Below are 20,190 nucleotides of genomic sequence, written 5' to 3'. Positions count from 1 at the left end.
TTCAGGGCCCCACCGTCCAATCCTGCTTCGCAGCGGGAGGCCGGTGCGCGCCTCCCTCTCGCGTTACCACGAACGGGCAAAAAAAAGGCGCTGTTCGCGTTAGTTATGTTAGATGCCGGCAGACCGGCGGCAACGCAGTGCCGCGCGCAGTAGCAAGACCGGTGTCGTCAGGCGCCGGTCGTCCAGAATGCGCTGCCATCCGGAGTAATGGATGAGATAGCGGCTGGCCACGCCGCGAAAGCGCAGCAACCAGGTCTTGAAACGGCTGTGCCAACCGTTCACATTCTGGATGTGAAGCGCACCGCGTGCGCGGATTCCCGCTTTCACGTTCACTACTTCATGACTGAACCCCGCCTTCGCCGCAAAGGTTCGATAAGCGGGCGCCGCATCGCTGATCAGCAGCGCGTCACCGGCGAGGACCGGTCCCAGGCACCGCGCCAGCTGGCTTGCCGTGACGGCGCCGCGGCCCGTATGAAAATCCAACGTGTGACCGCCACGGTCGCGCGCCACCAGCAGGCAGTCGTGCTCGCGGTTGATGCCGCGGCGCCGTGCCACGCCGCCCCGTCTCCTCGGCGCCCGATTCAAGTGGCGCGAGCCCTTCTGCGATTCGAGCAAATAAGTTTCATCGGCCTCGACGATGGCCGACAATGCCGCCGGACGCTCGTGCATGGCCCCCGGCAGGAAACGATGGCGCCAGCGAAAGCTGGTCGTGCGGTGTACCCCGGTAACCGTGGCGGCATCGCGTACCGTGCGCGACTCGAGCAGGCACTGCAGATAAGGCAGCCATTTTTCCTTCTTGCGCAGCCGCGCGAGCGGCGTTCCCGTCAAGGCGTTATAGCTGCGCCGGCAGCGGCAACAACGAAAGCGTTGCAAGCCGCTGGCCTGGCCGCAGCGGTGCACGCGGAGACATGCGCAGTGGGGACAAGCAGGCGTGCCGGCCGCGCCTTCGATCAGGGCCAGGCATTCGCCCGGATGCGCGATGGAGGCCAGCCAGTGACGTAGCCGCGCCAGATCGTCGAAGCGTAGCGGCAAGTTCTTCAGGACGGCCAACAAGTCGTCGAACACCATGCTGCGCATTGCGGTCCCCATGAGTTACCTCGACCTTGGCTAAGACCGCAGCGATGGCGTTCGGTTCACATAACTAACGCGAACAGCGCCAAAAAAAATCCGCCGACCCGGAGGAAGGCGGATGAACGAAGTATCCGATAAGGAAACTCACGAAGAGAGTGACGCCATCTTAGTGCGTCGCGATGTCAGGAAGATGACAAGGCTGAGCCCGGAAAATTTTTCCTTTATTTATATTGCGCTTTCATCAATCTACTTGCCTTCTTTGACACGGTCGTTTTATCGCTGTCAACAGTTGAGCGAAGTTCCCGGCTATTTGTCTTCAAATTGTCCGAAATTGTCGGGTGGCATTACCAAAGATAGTTCCGCACGGCAACAAAAATCCAGTGTCATTATGTTAGAGTTTCCGCCGTTCAATATTCCACGTTTGACACCACCCCGCGCTGCCGGTGCGCGTTTTTCTTCCATGAGGACCTCCATGACCCATCGAACCAAACCGGTACTTCTGCGCTCGCTGCGTACGAACCGTCCTGCGCTGCGCCTGGCGGGAATCGCGCTGGCGCTGCAGCTTGCCTGGCCCGCCGCCCAGGCGCAGGACCAGCTCATTTCCGTGGACCGCCCCGTGTACGCCTCGTCGGTGCGCGACAACAACATGCCCGACCTTGCCGTCGACGGCTCGCTGCAGTCGCGCTGGGAAAGCGCATGGGGCAAGGACCCGCAGTGGCTCTACGTCGACCTGGGCGCCAACGCCCACGTCTCGCGCGTCGAGATCAACTGGGAAGGCGCGTTCGCCAAGACCTTCGAGATCCAGTGGTCGAACGACGAGGTGCACTGGGAGCGCGCGTACGTCACGCCGGAACCGAACCAGTCGCTGGTGAACCGGATCCCGCTGGACCTGAACGCCCGCTACCTGCGCGTGCTGGGCACGGAGCGCAACAACCCGGCCTACGGCTACTCCATCCTCGAATTCAACGTCTACGGCAGCGGCGTGGGCGCGGTCCAGGCCCCGGCGCCGAATATCGCGGCGGGCCGCTCGGTGGTCGCATCCTCGCAGGAGATCGACGATCCGGCCCACCCGAAGGAGCTGACTCCGCGCGACTACCTGGCCACCAACGTCACGGACGGCGACACCGGCTCGCGCTGGTCCTCGACCTACGGCGACGACCAGTGGATCTACGTCGACCTCGGCCAGAGCACCGTCATCGGCGCCGTCGAATTCGACTGGCAGAACGCCTTCGGGCGCGCCTACGAGATCCAGGTCTCGGACGATGCCTCGACCTGGACCACCGTCTACCGCACGCTGGCCAGCCCCGGCGGCAACGACCGCGTGCCCCTGTACGCGACGGGCCGCTACGTGCGCATGCACGGCATCGCGCGCGCCACCTCGTTCGGCTACTCGATGCTGGAGTTCAAGGTGTTCCCGTGGCGCGACGGCGACGCCAAGCCCGTCTACACCCTGCCGGACCTGCCGCCCGCGCCGAAGCGCGTCGCCGTCGGCAAGGGCAGCTACGAAGTGAACGACATCGCCCAGCTCGAACCGCCGCCGCCGACCTACAAGACGGACGCCATCAAGGGCCCGATCCCGTCGAACGACTGGTGGCAGCACCTCCTGATCGCCAATTTCGGCAACGGCAACAGCCTCGTCACGCATCCGCTGCGCTCGAACTACAGCCGCAATGGCCTGGGCATCACCACCCTCGACGCCGGCTACCTGAACGCCAGCGGCAGTTCGGTCGACACGGGCCGCGACACCGACCTGTACATCCGCCCCGTGAACATGCTGCCGTCGAAGGCCACGACCAAGGTGGCCGGCTACGGCGACTACCACGTCGACGTCGTGATGAGCGACGACGCCACGCCGAAGATGACCAGCACCCTGGTGCAGGGTTCGCCCTACGTCTTCAACACCTTCTCCAATCCGGACAAGGTGCAGCTCACCGCCTACAACCTGGTGCGCCTGTTCGACCGCGACGGCAACACGATCCTGGCCAACGACTTCGAGACGGTGCAGGGCGACGTGATCGGCATGGAGGTGCTGAGCACCGACAAGGGCCAGCCGGCCAAGACCTCGAGCCATTACTACGGCGTGTTCGCGCCGGCCGGCTCGACCTTCATGCGCGTGGGGAACGCGATCAAGGTGACGCTGCCGACGGGCCAGGAATACCTGTCCGTGGCGACGATGCCGCAGGCCGCGGACCTGAATGACTTCCAGCAGCATGCGTATGCCTTCGTCACCGGCACCAAGTCCAGCTACAAGGTCGACCTGGCGACGTCGCAGGTGAGCACCGACTTCACGACGACGACCACCGTCAAGCGCGCCGGCTTCTCGAACGAGACCATGATGGGCCTGTTCCCGCACCAGTGGAAGCTGTCCGGCGCGCGCCTGGACGGCCGCATGTTCCCGACCGTGCGCGGCGACCTCAAGCTCATGACGGGCAACAGCTTCCAGACCGTCGACCGCTTCCACGGCGTGATCCCGCAGTTCGTGGAGCCGAGCAATCCGGAGTACTCGCGCGCCAAGCTGGCCGGCTATCTCGACCAGCTGGACCAGAGCACCAACACGGGCCTGATGAACGTCGATCCGTACTGGCAGGGCAAGGCGCTGCACCCGCTGGCGATGGGCATCATCGTGGCCGACCAGATCGGCGACGTGAACCGGCGCGACCGCTACGTCGCGCGCCTGCGCGCGATCTTCGCCGACTGGCTCGACTACAACGAGAACGAAACGAAGCTCGGCACCTACTTCCACTACGTGAAATCGTGGGGTTCGCTGGTCAGCTACCACACGGGCTTCGGCATCAACACGGGCTTGACCGACCACCACTTCACCTACGGCTACTTCACCTTCGCCGCGGGCGTGCTGGCCAACTACGACAAGAGCTTCGTGACGGACTACGGCCCGATGATCGACATGCTGATCCGCGATTATGCCAATCCCTCGCGGACCGACACGATGTTCCCCTACCTGCGCAACTTCAATCCGTATTCGGGCCACTCCTGGGCCGGCGGTTACGGCGACAACATGAGCGGCAACAACCAGGAAGCGGCGGGCGAAGCGCTGGTCAGCTGGGTGGGCCAGTACCTGTGGGGCCTGGCGACCGGCAACGACGCCTACCGCGACGCCGGCATCTATGGCTTCACCACCGAGGAAAAGGCGATCGAGCAGTACTGGTTCAACTACGACCAGGACAACTGGCTGCCGAACTACACCCATGCGACGGTGGGGCAGGTCTACGACGCGGCCAACGCCTTCATCACCTACTTCGGCGACTACCCGGCCTATGTCTACGGCATCCACTGGGTGCCGACCGCCGAATGGCTGACCTACTACGCCCGCGACGCGGCCAAGGTCGCGCGCCTGTACCAGGGCTTCGTGAGCGACAGCGGCGGCGACGAGCGCGACTGGCAGCACATCGTGTGGCCGATGCAGGCGCTGAGCGACGCCAAGGGCGCGCTGGCCAAGTGGGACGGCAAGGCCGTCAAGGCATCCGAAGCGTTCAACGCCTACTGGTTCATCAATTCGATGGCCAGCCTGGGCGAGCGCAGCAACGACATCGTCGCCGTCGGCTGGCCCGCCGCCACCGTGTACAAGGGCCCGAACGGCTACAAGGCGCAGGTGTGGAACCCGACCGACGTCGAGCGCACCGTCAAGTTCAGCGACGGCAGCGGCATCACCGGTTCGGCCGTGGTGCCGGCCCACTCGACCGTGGCCGTCGACCCGATGAAGACGGTCACCGTCGCGCCCGTGCTGCCGGCGCCGAGCGACCCCTACCTGGCCACGAGCGGCTGGACGGTGGAGTCGTCCTTCCCGAACGGCGAGCCGACCAAGAACATGCTGGACGGCGACCCGGACACGCGCTGGAGCTCGGGCCAGACCCAGGTGCCGGGCCAGTCCGTGGTGCTGGACCTGAAGGAAACGCAGACCTTCGACACGCTGTTCGTCAGCGCCGGCAATACGGGCGACTACATGCGCGGCTACGAGATCTACGTGTCCGCCGACGGCAAGACCTGGGGCGACAAGGTCGCATCGGGCGAAGGCGAGAGCAGCCTGGTGCTGAGCCTGGGCAAGCAGAGCGCCCGCTTCATCAAGATCGTCAATACGGCCACGTCGGACCGCTGGTGGTCGATCACCGAGATCAAGGTGGCCAGCTTCGGCAGCCCGGCCGCGCCCACGCAGCCGGCCGAACCGGCGTTGCCGCCGGCGACCGGCGCCTTCGACCGCAGCGCCTGGACGGTATACGCCTCGTCGAGCTTCGACCGCGACCCGGCCGCGCACGCCATCGACGGCAAACGCGATACGATCTGGAGCAGCGGCGCGCCGCAGCAGCCGGGCCAGTACTTCCGCATCGACCTGGGCAGCAGCCGCATCCTCGACAGCGTCGTGGTGGACGCCGCCGGCCGCACCGGCGACTATCCGCACGGCCTGAAGATCTACGTCTCCGAGACGGGCGAGCAGGGTGCCTGGGGCGAGCCCGTGTACACGGCCGATGGCCTGAAGACCCAGCGCGTGGCCGCCACCTTCGCGCCGGCCAAGGGCCGCTACCTGCACATCGAGCAGACCGGCAGCGCCGATAACTGGTGGTCGCTGGCCGAGGTGAACGTGGCCTGGAACGGCATCGGCGCCGTCAGCGAGATCGCGCACGACGGCTGGATCGTCAGCGCCTCCGCCAGCGGCGAAGCGCCGGCCAACGCGGTCGACGGCCAGGCCGGCACCCGCTGGACCTCCGGCGCCGTGCAGCAGCCGGGCCAGTGGTTCCAGATCGACCTGGGCGCAAGCCGCACCGTGAAGCAGCTCGACCTGGACGCCAATTCGAACGACTGGCCGCGCGCCTGGGAAGTACGCCTGTCCGACGACGGCACGACCTGGAGCGATCCGGTCGCCAGCGGCACCGGCAAGGATGCCTACCTGTCGATCCCGCTGGGCAAGCGCACGGCGCGCTTCATCCGCGTGGTGCAGACGGGCAGCGCCGATGCGTGGTGGTCGGTGGCGGAAGCGAAGGTGTTCGAGTAAGCGGGCACCCGTAACCTAAGTGAGACGTCGTCCCCGCGCAGGCGGGGACCCAAGTCCGGCAAGCGTTTTCGATGCGCCAGCAATATTGGGTCCCCGCCTGCGCGGGAGCGACGCTTGCGCGATCCTACGAAAGTCGGAGGCGTGCCAAGACGCGGCGGTGTAGATTGCGCTCATGAAACCATCTCAATCCACACCGCTGCAAACCTCTCCCATCGACCGTACCGTCCGCACGGTCGGCCGCATCCTGGTCGGCCTGCTGTTCGTCTGGGCCGGCATCGACAAGGTCCAGGGCTGGCAGGGCGCGCTGGCCGAGGTGGCCGGCGGCGGCCTGCCGTTCCCGCCCTTCCTGCTTGCCGCCACCATCGTCCTCCAGATCGCCGCCGGCGCCGCCATCATGCTCGGGCGCTGGCTGCGTCCGAGCTGCTGGGCGCTGGCCGCCTTCACGGCGCTGGCCACGGTGCTGTACCACGGCTTCTGGCAAGCCGCCGGAGAGGCGCGTCACAACGAATTGATCACCTTCATGGAACACGTGTGCATGGTGGGCGGGCTGCTGGTGCTCTCGACGCTGCACGGCGGCGACTGAGCGCCGTGGGCACGTGGTGCCCACCCTGGCTTTACGGCGCGGTGCGCCACACCACGCGGTTGCGGCCTTCCTGCTTGGCGCGGTACAGGTGGGCGTCGGCCGCCTCGAACAGTTCGGCCGCGCTTTCCGGGCCGATGTCGCGGTGGCTGCCCAGCGTGGCGCCGCCGATGCTGACGGTGACGACCGGCGCCACGTGCGACGCCGCGTGCGCCACCTGCAGCGCGGCGACGGCGTCGCGCAGTTCTTCCATCAGGGTCCGCGCCTGGGCGGCGTCCGTGTCCGGCAGCAGCAGCACCAGTTCCTCGCCGCCGTAGCGCGCGGCCAGGTCGGCGGGACGGCGCATCCAGGCCGCCGCCGTGCGCGCCACGGCGCGCAGCGCGCGGTCGCCGGCCGGGTGGCCGTAATGGTCGTTGTACTGCTTGAAGGCGTCGATGTCGAGCAGGGCCACCGACAGCGGCCAGCCATTGCGCTGGGCGCGCTGCCATTCCATCGCATACAGCTCGTCGAAGCGGCGCCGGTTGGCCAGCTCGGTCAGCCCGTCGACGTTCGCCAGCCTTTCCAGCATGCGCCGCTGGCGCACCAGCTGCAGGTGCAGCGCCACCCGCGCCATCACGACGGTGGCGTTGAAAGGCTTGGCGATATAGTCGGCTGCGCCCATCTTGAGGCCGTTGGCCTCGTCCTCGGGCCGGTCCAGGCCGGAAATGAAGATCACGGCGATCTGCTCCGTGTGCGGGTCGGCGCGCAGGCGGCGCAGCACTTCGTAGCCGTCCAGGTCCGGCATCATGACGTCCAGCAGCACGAGGTCGGGCGCATGGCGAGCGGCGCGCTCCAGCGCCTGTTCGCCATTTTTGGCCAGCAGGACCGTGTATTCGGGCTTGAGCAGCTCGGCCAGCACCTGGCGGTTGATCGGGTCGTCGTCCGCGACCAGCACCTTCTGCGGTTCCACGCGGTTCATGGCGCCCCTTCCATCTGCGCGCGCGCGGCCGCCTCGTCCGCCAGCGCTCCTTCCAGGTCGCCCAGCAGGCGCAGCGCGGCTTCGTACTCGATCTCGTCGACCGCGGCGCGCACGGCGGCCAGCACGCCGGCGTGGCGGGTCGTGGCCAGGGCCGCCTGCAGGTCGGCCAGCGCGTCCTCGGCGCGCGCGTCGTCGGCGCGAAGGAAGTCGCGCAGGCGTTCGACCAGCAGCGGCAGGTCGGCGCCGGCGGGCGCCGGCTGGGCCGCGGCGGCCAGCGCGCGGGTGCGCGCGAGGCCGGCCAGCACGCCGTCCAGCTCCACGATGAGGTCCGGTGCCAGCACCGGCACGCGGTCCTGGCGGCCGGCGCGCAGCTCGTGTTCCAGCGTGCCCGCGAGCGCCGCCAGCGGGGCCGCGCCGATGTAGGACGCGCCCGACTTCAGGTTGTGCGCCAGCGCCTGCAGCGGCGCGTAGTCGCCGCCGGCCAGCGCGTCGCGCATCAGCAGCGGCGCCGATTCGTACTCCTGCTGGAAGCTGGCGATGCGCCGGTACAGGCGCGCATGCCGGCCGCCGGCATTGGCCAGCGCCCGCTCCCAATCGACGCCGCGCACCGGCGGCAGGCCGTCGGTGTCGACGACGTCGGCCGACGGCGACGGGGGCGGGGCCGGCGGCGTGCCGGGCAGCGCGCGGCCCCGCAGGCGCGCCGGGTCGATCCACTTGAGCAGGGCGCGGAACAGCAGGTCCGGATCGATCGGCTTGACCACGTGGTCGTTCATGCCGGCCTCCAGGCTCTTCTCGCGGTCGCCGGCCATCGCGTGCGCCGTCATCGCCACGACCGGCAGCGCGGCGCGGCCGGGCAGGGCGCGGATCTGGCGCGTGGCCGACAGGCCGTCCAGGCCGTGCATCTGGATGTCCATCAGCACCAGGTCGTAGTCGTGGTCGCGCACCATGCGCACGGCGTCCAGGCCGCCGGTGGCGACGTCGACCTGGACGCGCGCGGCCGCCAGGAAGTCGAGCGCGACCTCGCGGTTGTTGGCATTGTCGTCGACCAGCAGGATGCGGGCGCCGTCCAGGCGATCCAGCTCGGCGGCCGACACCGTCGCGTCGGGGCCGGACGCGCCCTGGCCGGCGCCGGAGGCGTCCGGGCGCAGCACCTGCACCAGGCTGTGGTACAGCAGGGCGGGCCCGATCGGCTTGGTCAGGAAGCCCGTCAGCGGCAGGTCGCCCTCGCGCTGCAGCACGCCTTCGCGGGTATAGGCGCTGATCATGAGGATCGCCGGCGGCGCCGGGAAGCGGCGGTCGGCGCGGATGCGGCGGATCGTCTCGACCCCGTCCCAGCCCGGCATCAGGTAGTCCATCAGCACCACCTGGTAGGGCGCGCCGCTGTCCACGGCGGCGGCCAGGCGCGCCAGCGATTCCTCGCCGGAGGCCACGGCGTCGGCCTGGATGCCGAAGCCGGCCAGCATCTCGACCAGCGCGCCGCGCGTGCTGGCGCTGTCATCGACCACCATCACGCGCATGCGCTGCAGCGCGGCCGCCGACAGCGGCGCCGGCGCGCTGGCGGCGTCGGCGATGCCCAGCGACACGGTGAAGCTGAAGCGGCTGCCCTCGCCGGGCGTGCTGCTGACCTGGATGGTGCCGCCCATCAGCTCGACCAGCTGCTTCGAGATCGACAGGCCCAGGCCGGTGCCGCCGTACTTGCGCGAGACCGAGCTGTCGGCCTGCGTGAACGACTGGAACAGGCGCGCCAGCTGCGTGGAATCCATGCCGATGCCGGTGTCGCTGACCGAGAAGCGCAGCAGCACCTCGCCGCCGTTCCTCTGGACCACCTCGACGGCGACGACGATCTCGCCCTGTTCGGTGAACTTGACGGCGTTGTTGGTCAGGTTGATCAGGACCTGGCCCAGGCGCAGCGGGTCGCCCACGAGACGCGGCGGCACGCCGCGCGGCACGCTGAAGATCAGCTCGACGCGCTTGGAGTCGGTCTTGATCGCCGTGATGCTGGCCAGGTGCTCGAGCATCTCGTCGAGCTCGAAGGCGACCCGGTCGACCGTCATGCGGCCGGCCTCGATCTTGGAGAAGTCGAGGATGTCGTTGATGATGCCCAGCAGGTGCTCGCCGGCGCCCAGGATCTTGCCCAGGTAGTTGCGCTGCTTCGGGTTGGGGTCGGCCATCAGCGCCAGGCGGCTCATGCCGATGATGGCGTTCATCGGGGTGCGGATCTCGTGGCTCATGTTGGCGAGGAATTCCGACTTCATGCGCGTGGCCGCCTCGGCGCGCTGCATCTGCGTCTGGATGTCCTTGGTGCGCAGGCCCAGGATGCGCATGAACACGACCATGTCGAAGGCGCTGCCCAACTGCAGCGCGTGCATGGTCCAGAAGTTCGCCGGCGCCTGGCCCTTGATGACCTCGGCCAGGATCACCGAGGTCACGAAGCTGACGCCCCAGCCGAGCAGGAAATAGATGCCGACCGCGTCGCCGCGGCGCGCGCGCGAGATCGAGCCGGGCAGGCCGAGCAGCTTGGGCAGGATGCCGAGCGAGGCGACGATGGCGACCAGCGCCGCGTCCGCGATCAGGCCCAGGGCGAAGGCGGCGGCGCTGACGATGCACAGCGCGGCCAGCACGTGCATGGCGATGCCGAACTTGCGGTCGCGGCCCGGACGCTTGAGCACGCTACGCACGAACAGGTAGGCGCCGCAGGCCGCGAACAGCGAGGCCATGCCCGTGACGTGGATCGTCGCCCATTCGTTGCCGCCCCAGAGGTAGTGGGCGCCCAGGCCGAACCAGGCCGTGTTGTACAAGGCCATGCCGCCCACCAGCAGCGCGTAGGCGCCGAACAGGCCGTCGCGCAGGTTGGCCCACTGGGCCAGGCTGTACAGCAGCAGGCAGATGGTCAGGCCGATCAGGGCGCCCTGCAGCAGCTGTTCGGCCAGCGCGCTGCGGAAGAAGGCGTCGGGCTTCTCGAACTCGACGGGCATGATCTTCGGCCCGTTGGTATCGACGCGCACCAGCATCTCGTAGTGCGCTCCAGGCGCCAGGGACAGCGAGAACGCGGGGATCGGGCCGTCCAGCGACCCTTCCGGCGCGGCGCCGCGCCGCGCCACCAGGTGGCGCTCGACGTGGCCGTCGCGCACGACGTGCAGGTCGATCCGGTTCAGCAGGCCGAAGTCGAATTTCATGACCCAGTGGCCGTCGTCGCCGGCGCCCACCTGGACGGGCAGGCGCAGCCAGACCGGACCCTTGACCATGCCCAGTGTCGCATACGCGCCCTGCGGTGCCGAGAAACGCTCGGGCGCAGCCAGCACGGCATCCGCCTGCAGCCGTCCGTCGGGATCGTGCAGCACCGTCACGGCCGGCCAGGCTTCGATGCGCGAAGCATGACCGTCAAGCACCAGCGGCGCGCCGGATGCCACGGGTACGCCGGCGGCGGCCGCCCCGGGCGGCGCCACGAGGCACAGCATGGCGATCAGGCACGGCAGGGCACGGAGGGCCGCGTGCAGGTATCCGCAAAGGAGCGGAGGGAGGAAGAAACGGAAGGCTGCGGACATCGCGATCATCCTTTTGCTGCCGCTTCACTGGCGCTCGCCGTGGCGCCGGCGTCGCTGCGGCCGGCGGTGAAGCGCTGTTCGAGCGTGCGGATCCAGCGCGGCGCGCGCGGGTCCGTACGCCAGCTGTGCATCGTCTCCTGGACGCTGTTGAGCAGCGCATCGGGCAATTTGAGGGGGCGCGTCTGGTCCATCAGCAGGCGTGTCGTCAGGTGGTAGCCGAGCACGCGGGTAGCCAGGCGCGACAGCGAAAAATCCGGGATGGCCAGGCGCGCCACGGTGTCGATGGTCCTGACCAGGCCGGCGGCCAGGGCGAACGCCAGGCGCGCCGGCAGCGACACCTGCTGCGTCAGGCCGAGGGCGCGCGAGGCGGCCGGACCGCACAGCCGGCGCGTGAGCAGCACGGGGAAGGGTTTCAGCAGGCGCAGCGGGATATAGTGCTGCAGCGCCGCCACCAGGTCGGCGGCGAGCGCGGGACGCGGGTCGGGCTGCTCGCCGTCGTGGTCGCCGAAGCGGCCGGCGTTGCTTGCCTGGATCGCGTCGAACAGGGCGCGCGCCTCGTCCATCGTGTCCGCCATCAGGCCCCGTTCGATGCCGAGCAGGTGGCCCAGTACGTTCCAGGCATGCAGGTAGGCCTGCTCGTCGGCGCCGGATGCGGGAATGCCGAGGTCGCGCATGCCCTTGAGGAATACGTAGTTGAAGGTCAGCAGCGTGTACGCCAGCTCCTGCTGGTTGCAGGGCAGGCCGCGGCGGTCGATATCCCAGCCGCGCGCGTACAGGGTGTGGTGCACGCCCTGGCCGCGCGGGGCGATGCGCGGCAGGCGCCGCGGGGCGACCAGGGCGTCGGCGGCGTCGCCGCGCAGGATCAGGTGGCGGATCGTCGCATGGATCAGGCGCACCTTGAGCGCCTGCGCGACGCCGCCGCCGTCGGGATCCGTCAGGCCGCCGCGCAGCATGACGGGGAAGATCATCGCGGCGGTGGAGCGCACGCGGTAGTCGGTATGGCGTTCGAGCTGGCCGGCCGCGTGCAGCACGGCGGCCAGGTCGGGCATCACGTAGCACTGCGGCAGGCTGGCGCAGAACAGCAGCGTGCACGACGCCATGCTCATGTCCATGAACAGGTCTTCGGCGCGCGCGATGGCGCCGGCGTCGGCCCAGGGCGGCAGCACGCGCGCGGCGGCCACGTAGTCTTCCAGCGCCTGCGCCATGTGCGGCGGCAGGCCGGGGCTGGCGCGCCAGCCGTCCAGGTCGCGGTTGTGTCGCCAGCGCGCGATCTCGCCGTTGAGCAGGGCGATCGCGGCCATGTCCGGGCCCGCGTCGCCGACGGGGCCGAGGGCGCGCGCGATGGCGGCGTCGGCCAGCGGGTCGGCGCGCAGCGCGGGATTGTCCGATGCCGGCGGCAGGTCGTCGCGCATCATGCGGCCTCCTTCAGGGCGGCGGACGGCGTTGCCGCCACGCGCTCATCCGCCGCCGGCGCCGCCTGGCGCTGCGCCGCGCGCCAGCGCAGCAGGCCGCAGGCGGCCGTCAGCAGCGGGAACCCCATCGCGAACAGGGCGATCGTGCGCGCCTCGTGGGGATCGCCCAGGCAGACCTGGAACACCATCAGGCCGGCGTACACGGACAGGGGCACCAGCAGGTGGCGCGTCGTGGGCGGACGCGAGGGGGCCGCCGGGCGCCTGCGCAGCAGCAGGCGGAACGGCAGGCCGATCGCGAACGCCACGATCATCCAGCCGGCGAAGCCCTGGATGGTCTCGCCGAACCACCAGCCGTCCGTGCGGGCCATGATCCAGGCCTTGAGCACGTAGACCATATAGGGGTCGACGCCCAGGTCGTAGCAGGTCACGACCATCGCGCCGACCACGGACATCAGGACCGTCATGCCGGTCGAGGCGTTGGGCGCGACGGGGGCCTGCCAGACGATCAGGTTCGCGATCACGTAGCCGCAGTAGGACAGCGCGAACCACATCATCGGGATCACCACCGGCACGGCCAAGAGGCGCGGGCCCAGCACGGCCGTGTAATGGTAGTCGCCGAAGAACCAGCCGAGCGTGGCGCCGAGCTGCTCGGCGATCCAGCCGACGGACATCGCGATCAGCACCAGGGCCAGCGCCGCGCGGCTGCCGAGCAGGTGGATCGCGCTGGTCCAGCAGCAGCCGAACATCAGCAGCGAGCTCGCCACCAGCAGCGGCGTGGTCTCGGCATAGCCGCGCGCGCTCAGGACGACGAGGAAGCCGGCCAGCAGGAAGAAGGCGGCGAGGGACGGGATGCGCGAGGATCGGTGCAGCAGCGAGGTCATGGCGATGGCTCCTTGGTGCAGGGTGGGGCGTGACGCAAACATTGGAAGGCGCCGCGTCGTGGCGCCGCGCCTTCCGGTGGGGTTAGAAGAAGCGGTAGTCGAAACGCAGGTCGGCGGTGCGCGGGTTGCTCGGCACCGTCAGGCCGGCGCCGCTGATCGTCAGCGGACGGACCTTGTCCTCGAGGTTGCGCACGCGCGCCTGCAGGCTCCAGCGCGCGCCGTCCGGCTCCCAGCCCAGGCGCAGGTCGGATTCCGCATGGCCCGGGACGCGGAACTTGAGCTGCTGCGACGGCACCGAGATCAGGTAGCCGGAGCTGGCGCGGGTGCCGACGGCGCCCACCAGGCTGCCGCCCGCCAGGCGCAGGCGATGCTCGTAGCCCAGCGAGGCGGTGCGGGTCGGGGTGCGGTCGAGCTTCGTGCCGGCCCAGGAGTGCACGCCGTCGGGCGCGTAGCGGGTGTAGTGGGCATCGAGCAGCGTCAGCGCATACGTGAAGCGGTCCGCCGCCGTCGCCAATACCTGGCCGTCCGCTTCCAGGCCGCGCACGCTCGCTTCGCCGGCATTGACCGTCTCGTAGCGCGGCTTGCCGTTCACGACCGCCTCGGCCGACAGCTGCAGGTTCTTGTAGTCGTAGTGGAAGGCGGCCAGGTTCAGGCTGGCGCGATTGTTCCAGAAGCGGGTCTTCAGGCCGGCTTCGAAGGCGCGCACCGTTTCCGGCTGGTAGACCAGGCTCTCGGCCGGCACGGCGCTGCCGGCCGGGCAGCCGATGCCGTTCGCCGCGCTGCCCGCCACGCAGCCGTCGTTGAAGCCGCCCGACTTGTAGCCGGTGGCGACGGAGCCGTACACCATCGTGGCGGGCGCCAGGTCGTAGTCCAGGCCCAGGCGCCAGGTAGTCTTGTTGCTGGAGATGCTGCCGACGTTCAGCTCGCGCAGGTCGGTGGCGGCGTTGTAGGTCGCCGTGCGCTGGTAGCCGATGGTGCCCGTGCGCGACTTGTCGTCGTCGGTGAAGCGCACGCCCGCAGTGGCGCGCAGGCCGTCGGCGATGCGGTAGCTGGCCTGGCCGAACAGCGCCTTGCTGCGCGATGCGACCGGGTCGTTCTGGAACACGTAATACGGCGGCAGGCCCGCCCGTTCGAGGTCGCGGAAGTTGTACAGGTCGCTCGACTCCTCGCGGAACCAGTACACGCCGGCCTGGGCCTGCAGCGGACCGTCGCCGCGCGTGGCGACGCGCAGCTCGTGCGAATCCTGCTTGTAGTCGCCGTCGAAGTGCTGGCGCACGCCGAGCGCCACCGTCGGAGCGACGCGGTAGTAGAAGTTGTACAGGTACTGGTGCTCGTAGTCGCGGTGCGATCCCAGCCAGGACAGGGTCACCGGGCCCAGGTTCCAGTTCAGCTCCGTCGAGATGCTGGACGTCTTCTTGTGCGAATACCCCTGTTCCGTCGGCGCATTGAACGGCACGAAGCGGTTCGTGAGCACGCGGTCGGTGCTGTCGCCGTTCCACACCGGCTGGCCTTTCGGGATGCCGCTGTAGAAATTGGTGTCGGGGACGGCGGCGTCGTTGTTGGTGTCGTCGCGGCTCGTCTCGTAGCGCACCAGCAGGTCGGCGTCCTGGCCCAGCTTGAACTTGGCCGACAGGCGCGCGGCGCGGTCGTCGCGGTCCAGGCCTAGCTTGCGGGAAGTACCGGTGCCGTTGCGCAGGTAGGAATCGTGCTCGTTCCAGGTGAGCGCGGCGCGCAGCGCCAGCACGTCGTTGACGGGCAGGTTGAGCATCGCGTCGACCTTGTGCGTGGCGTAGTTGCCGACCGTGATGCCGATCGATCCTTCGCGCTGCCACACGGGCGCCTTGCTGATCACGTTGACGACGCCGGCGGTCGTGTTGCGGCCGTACAGCGTGCCCTGCGGGCCGCGCAGCACTTCGACGCGGTCGATGTCGTGGAACGAGACGTTCTGGCTCTGCGGACGGGCGATGTAGATGCCGTCGACCATGAAGGCGGCCGACGGGTCTCCCTTTTCCGTATTGTCCGAGCTCGAGATGCCGCGGATCGTGATGCGCAGGCCGTCGTAGGAATTCTGCAGGTAGGTGTTCGGCAGGCGGTCGGCGATGTCGCCCGGCGTGTCGAGGCCGGCCTTCTCGAGTTGCGCGCCGTCCAGCACGCTCATGGCCACCGGGGTCTTGGAGGCCGGCGTGGCCGTGCGTTGCGCGGTGACGATGACTTCCTGGATCGCTGCCTGGTCGTTGCCGGCCGCCGGCGGCATCGCCTGGGCGTGGGCGGCACCCCAGGCGATGCCCGAGATGGCGAGCGCCAGCGCGCGCGGAGCCGTGCGACCTTGTTGCTTATTCATGAACATTCCCATTGTTATTATGTTTCTGCTACCGGCACGGCGTATCCGCCGACACCTCTGCTACATCCCGCGTGAATTTTGGTGAGATTTTATTGCGTGCGGATGAAACCCAGCAGTCTATCAGGTAGTACCGATACGAAATAGTGCTCAATAACCACAGATCGGTCACAGAGGAACTGTAACTTGTACAAAAACCAGTATAACTTTATTTCTTCTTAGAAATAAGTCGTGACGGGCGTGCGGCGCCTGCCGGCGTGTCGCCGGCAGTGGGGCGAATCCGTCAATCAGGATTGATGAGGGACGTGAGCACCATGTCTTCCCAGCGGCCGGCGATGCACAGGTAGGCGCGGGCCAGGCCTTCGCGCTCGAAGCCCAGGCGCCGCAGCAGGGCGCCGGAGCGCACGTTGGCGGGCATGTGGCTGGCCATGATGCGGTGCAGGCGTTCGCGGCCGAACATGTGGGCGATGCCGGCGGCCGCCACCTCGTGCATGAGGCCGGTACCCTCGTGCGCCGCGGAGACCGACAGGCCCAGGTGGCAGGCCTGGAACACGCCGCGCACGATATTGGTGAACGCGCAGGTGGCGACGATCTCCCCGCCGGCGCGGTCGAAGGCGATGAAGTGCAGGGCGCTGCCGGCATGCGCCTCGGCCAGCGATTGCGCGAGACGCTGGCGCGCCGCCGCCTCGCTGAAATAGGCGGGCGTGCGCAGGGGCTCCCAAGGCGCCAGGTGGTCGCGGTTGGCGATACGGTAGGCCTGCAGCAGCGGCGCGCAGTCCTCCGACGGCACGGTGATGACCGTGCGCGGCGTATCGATGATGGGGAGTGCGCTCATCGGCAAATTGTACAACGGCCTCCTCGCGCCGCGGCCATGCGGCGGTCCCCGCGCGCCTGCGCACGACTGATGCCGCGCAAAGAACCACCGGGGCCGGCCTCTATGCTGGATGCATGGTCGACGGCATGGAGGCGAACGGACATGGAGGTGGTCGCAGGTGCGCAACCGTTCGCGGATTCGGCCGCGGATTCAATCCCGGATCCGATCGCGGATCCAGCCAATGCGGCGCCGCGCGTCAGCGTGCTGGTGCCCACCTTCGAGCAGGCGGCCTTCATAGCCCGCGCGCTGGCCAGCCTGCAGGCACAGACCCTGGCCGATTGGGAAGCCGTGGTCGTCGACGATGGGTCCCAGGACGACACGCAGGCGGTGCTGGCGCCGTTCCTGCGCGATGCGCGCATCCGCTGCCTGCGTCTCGGCGAGAACGGCGGCCTCGGCCGGGCGTTGAACGTGGCGATCGACGCGAGCCGCGCCCCCTTGCTGGCCTACCTGCCGAGCGACGACCTGTATTACCCGTCGCACCTGCAGGAACTCGTCGCCGCGCTGGAGGCGGCGCCCGGCGCCGTGCTCGCGTTCAGCGGCCTGCGCCACCACTACAAGTACCGGGATGCCGGCGAAGCGCCGGGCGCCGGCCTGCAACTGGTGCAGGTGATGCACCGGCGCGTGGCCCCGCGCTGGACGGAGCGCGCCGAACTCGAATCGGACGACCTGGAGCGCTTGTACTGGTCGCGCCTGCGCACGCTGGGCGCCTGGATCGGCACCGGCGCCGCCACGTGCGAATGGGTCGCGCATCCGCGGCAGCGCCATCGGCTGATGCGGGAGCCGCAAGGCGGGCTGAATCCTTTCCGCCGCCACTACCGCGTCCGCACGCCGCTGCGTTTCCACACGACGACGGGCGACCCGGTCGACGAAGCGGCACTGTACGGGCGCCTGCGCGCGCGGCCGCCGACCCCGCGCGCCGCGGATGGTCTGAAGATCCTGCTGGTCGGCGAGCTGGCCTACAACCCGGAGCGCGTGCTGGCGCTGGAAGAACGCGGCCATGCGCTGTACGGCTTGTGGACGGATGCGCCGTACGGCTTCAACAGCGTCGGGCCGCTGGCCTGCGGCCATGTCGGGGAGTTGCCGCGCCAGGACTGGCAGGCCGCCGTGCGGCAGCTGCAGCCGGACCTCATCTATGCGCTGCTGAACTGGCAGGCGGTACCGTTCGCCCACGCCGTGCTGCGCGCGACGCCCGGCATTCCCTTCGTCTGGCATTTCAAGGAGGGGCCGTTCATCTGCCTGGAAAAGGGCAGCTGGCCGCAACTGGTCGAGCTGTACCGCATGGCCGACGGCCGCATCTTCGGCAGTCCCGAGGCGCGCGACTGGTTCGAGCTCGTGGCGCCCGGCCTGGCGACGTCGCGGCCCTGCCACGTGCTCGACGGCGACCTCCCCAAGCGCGACTGGTTCGACGCGCCCGCGTCGGCCCTGCTGTCGGCCAGCGACGGGGAGCTGCACACGGTGGTGCCGGGACGTCCCATCGGCCTGCACCCGCCCGACGTCGGCGCGCTGGCCGCCCGCAGCATCCACCTGCATTTCTACGGCGACTTCACCCATGGCCAGTGGCGCGAATGGATCGCCCGCGCCCGCGCGCTGGCGCCGCGGCACCTGCACCTGCACGGCCACGTCGCCCAGGACCGCTGGGTACAGGAATTCTCGCGCTACGACGCCGGCTGGCTGCATTGTTTTTCCAGCCGCAACGAGGGCGACCTGCGGCGCGCCGACTGGGACGACCTGAACATCCCCGCGCGCACGGCGACGCTGGCCGCCGCCGGGCTGCCCATGATCCAGCGCGAGAACGAGGGCGCCGCGGTGGCCGCCCAGGCGCTCGTACGCGGCATGGACATCGGCATCTTCCACCGCGATCTCGACGACCTGGAGGCGCAGCTGCGCGACGGCGCGCGCATGCGGGACCTGCGCGAGCGCGTGTGGGCGCAGCGCATGCAGTTCTCTTTCGATACCCACGTGCCCGCCTTGCTGGACTTCTTCCGCCAGGTGATCGCGACGGCGGGCAAGGCGGCTCGGACGGCGGCATGAGGCCGTCGGGGCCAGGCAGTGTCAGCGCTGGCCCAGCAGGTCCGCGCGCGGCATGCCCCAGCCGGGCACGGGGTGGGGGCAGGGCGTGTGGGCCATGGCGGCCACGTCCATCGTCGAGAAGTTGCGGCTGCCGGGCGGGCCCCAGCGCACGTCGGTCGCCAGGTCGCCGTCCAGCGACGGGGCGCGGGCAAAGCGCAGCCAGGCGCCGACATGACAGTCCTGGCGCGCGAGGGTGCGCAGCGTGGCCAGGCTGTGGCGTTCGTCCGATTGCCAGGCCAGGGCGGACGCGACGGTGTCGGTGCCCGCGGCTCCGTCCGCTGCCTGGCTCGCCGCCTTGCCCGCAATCCGCGCCGGGCACGCGGACACGGGCGTCACGCCCGGCGCGATGCTGAGCAGGCCGCGGCGCAGCCGGTAGCTGCCGCCCGCGGCATCCTCGCCGACGGTGACGAAGGACCAGCACAGCGGATTCGCCGGATAGGCCGACAGGGCGATGTCGCGCAATTGCTCGCTGGCGTTGCCGCGCTGAACCTGGGCCGCGATGACGCCGCGCGCCTCGTGCATGGCGGCGGCCTGGATGGCGACGAAGGCCAGCGACGCCGCCAGTCCGGCGGCCAGGCCGGCGCGCCGGCGCGGCGGGCGGTGGACGGTGGCCCGCTCGGCATCGGCTGCGCCGCCGGGCAGGTGATCGACGGTCGGCGCCGCGACGTGGCGCTGGATCCAGGCCAGCGCCAGGCCCAGCGCCAGCAGGCCCAGCAGCGAACCCCATTGCAGGAAGCCGCCCAGCGTGAAGCCCAGCGGCACCAGGGCCATGGCGGCCAGCAGCAGGCGCCGCGGCCAGGCGTTCTTCACCATGGCGGCCAGCGGCATGCCGAAGGCGATCCAGAACACGGGCTCGACGATGAAGACGAGGTCGCCGTAGTACCAGTTCGGGTCGAAGGGCCAGAACGGATGCACGCCGTACACGTTCAAGCCATCCATGCACAGGTGCAGCAGCAGGCCGGCGCCGGCGGCGAGGAGGGCGCCGCGGCGGGCGTGGCGGCTGTCGCGCAGGACCCGGCGCGCGGCCGGCCACAGCAGCCACACGAGGCCCAGCAGCAGTGCCGCCTCGCCGATCGCGGCCAGCACCGTGTGCGTATGGCCGCGGTGGTGCAGCAGGTAGCCGAGCGGCGCGTCCAGCAGGGGCGTGAGCACCAGGTCCAGGTCGGGGAAATTGCTGGCCAGGCAGCACACGGCCAGCAGCATGCGGGTGCGGCGGCGTTCGCCGGCGAGGTCGGGTTCGGGCGGCAGGCTGCGGTCGATCAGCGCACCGACGCCAAGACCGACGACGGAATGGGTCAGATTGTCCATTCTGCAATCTTACCCGCATTGCAAGCGCGGCGGTGTCCTGGTGAAGCTGCCGGACAAAGGCGACCATCTGCGCATTTGCAACTAACCGACATGCGCCGCAGCTATCTTCAACACCGGCCGCCAAGCCTGGCGCGGCCAGCGCCGGGCG

11 protein-coding genes are annotated in these 20,190 nt (G+C 69.4%); 3 read left to right on the top strand and 8 right to left on the bottom strand.

The features are described 5' to 3' along the window. Positions 1-108 precede the first annotated feature (108 nt). Positions 109-1,077: an IS1595 family transposase gene (locus tag QPK32_RS02620; RefSeq protein ID WP_290411222.1), complete on the bottom strand. Its 969-nt coding sequence runs from the start codon at positions 1,075-1,077 to the stop codon at positions 109-111. Between the two features lie 466 nt (positions 1,078-1,543). On the opposite strand from QPK32_RS02620, the gene QPK32_RS02615 reads away from it, so the two are divergent. Both QPK32_RS02615 and QPK32_RS02610 read left to right on the top strand, forming a co-directional pair. Continuing rightward, entirely contained in the window at positions 1,544-6,076 is a 4,533-nt protein-coding gene (locus QPK32_RS02615; protein ID WP_290411221.1) for a discoidin domain-containing protein, read from the top strand. A gap of 172 nt (positions 6,077-6,248) precedes the next feature. Further along, the gene (locus QPK32_RS02610) at positions 6,249-6,659 is read left to right on the top strand and encodes a DoxX family protein (RefSeq protein ID WP_290411220.1); all 411 of its coding nucleotides are present in this window, start codon (positions 6,249-6,251) and stop codon (positions 6,657-6,659) included. Positions 6,660-6,690: 31 nt separating this feature from the next. Here QPK32_RS02610 and QPK32_RS02605 read toward each other — a convergent pair whose 3' ends face one another. From QPK32_RS02605 to QPK32_RS02580, 6 genes are all read right to left on the bottom strand, one after another. Next, positions 6,691-7,614, bottom strand: coding sequence for a diguanylate cyclase (locus QPK32_RS02605; protein WP_290411219.1), 924 nt, complete (start codon positions 7,612-7,614; stop codon positions 6,691-6,693). Beyond that, positions 7,611-11,159 (bottom strand): hybrid sensor histidine kinase/response regulator, encoded by a 3,549-nt coding sequence (locus QPK32_RS02600; protein ID WP_290411218.1) that lies wholly within the window; start codon positions 11,157-11,159, stop codon positions 7,611-7,613. Before QPK32_RS02600 ends, QPK32_RS02605 begins: the two co-directional genes overlap by 4 nt. A gap of 5 nt (positions 11,160-11,164) precedes the next feature. Next, a complete protein-coding gene (locus tag QPK32_RS02595) occupies positions 11,165-12,574 on the bottom strand; it encodes an oxygenase MpaB family protein (RefSeq protein ID WP_290411217.1) in 1,410 nt (469 codons plus the stop codon). Next, positions 12,571-13,452: a carotenoid biosynthesis protein gene (locus QPK32_RS02590; RefSeq protein ID WP_290411216.1), complete on the bottom strand. Its 882-nt coding sequence runs from the start codon at positions 13,450-13,452 to the stop codon at positions 12,571-12,573. The genes QPK32_RS02595 and QPK32_RS02590 overlap by 4 nt, the downstream gene beginning before the upstream one ends. A gap of 82 nt (positions 13,453-13,534) precedes the next feature. After that, positions 13,535-15,793 (bottom strand): TonB-dependent receptor, encoded by a 2,259-nt coding sequence (locus tag QPK32_RS02585; protein WP_290411215.1) that lies wholly within the window; start codon positions 15,791-15,793, stop codon positions 13,535-13,537. Positions 15,794-16,073: 280 nt separating this feature from the next. Further along, positions 16,074-16,625, bottom strand: a complete 552-nt coding sequence (locus tag QPK32_RS02580; RefSeq protein ID WP_290411214.1) for a GNAT family N-acetyltransferase — start codon at positions 16,623-16,625, stop codon at positions 16,074-16,076. Positions 16,626-16,766: 141 nt separating this feature from the next. Between QPK32_RS02580 and QPK32_RS02575 the strand changes: the two genes are divergently transcribed. Further along, positions 16,767-18,695, top strand: a complete 1,929-nt coding sequence (locus QPK32_RS02575; protein ID WP_290411213.1) for a glycosyltransferase family 2 protein — start codon at positions 16,767-16,769, stop codon at positions 18,693-18,695. Positions 18,696-18,716: 21 nt separating this feature from the next. On the opposite strand, the gene QPK32_RS02570 is transcribed toward QPK32_RS02575, so the two are convergent. Further along, a complete protein-coding gene (locus QPK32_RS02570) occupies positions 18,717-20,042 on the bottom strand; it encodes a metal-dependent hydrolase (RefSeq protein ID WP_290411212.1) in 1,326 nt (441 codons plus the stop codon). Positions 20,043-20,190 lie beyond the last annotated feature (148 nt).

Source organism: Massilia sp. YIM B02763, assembly GCF_030412015.1.
Taxonomy (GTDB): domain Bacteria; phylum Pseudomonadota; class Gammaproteobacteria; order Burkholderiales; family Burkholderiaceae_D; genus Telluria.
The sequence above is the reverse complement of the archived record's forward strand: the minus strand, read 5'-3'. Positions and strand labels throughout refer to the sequence as shown.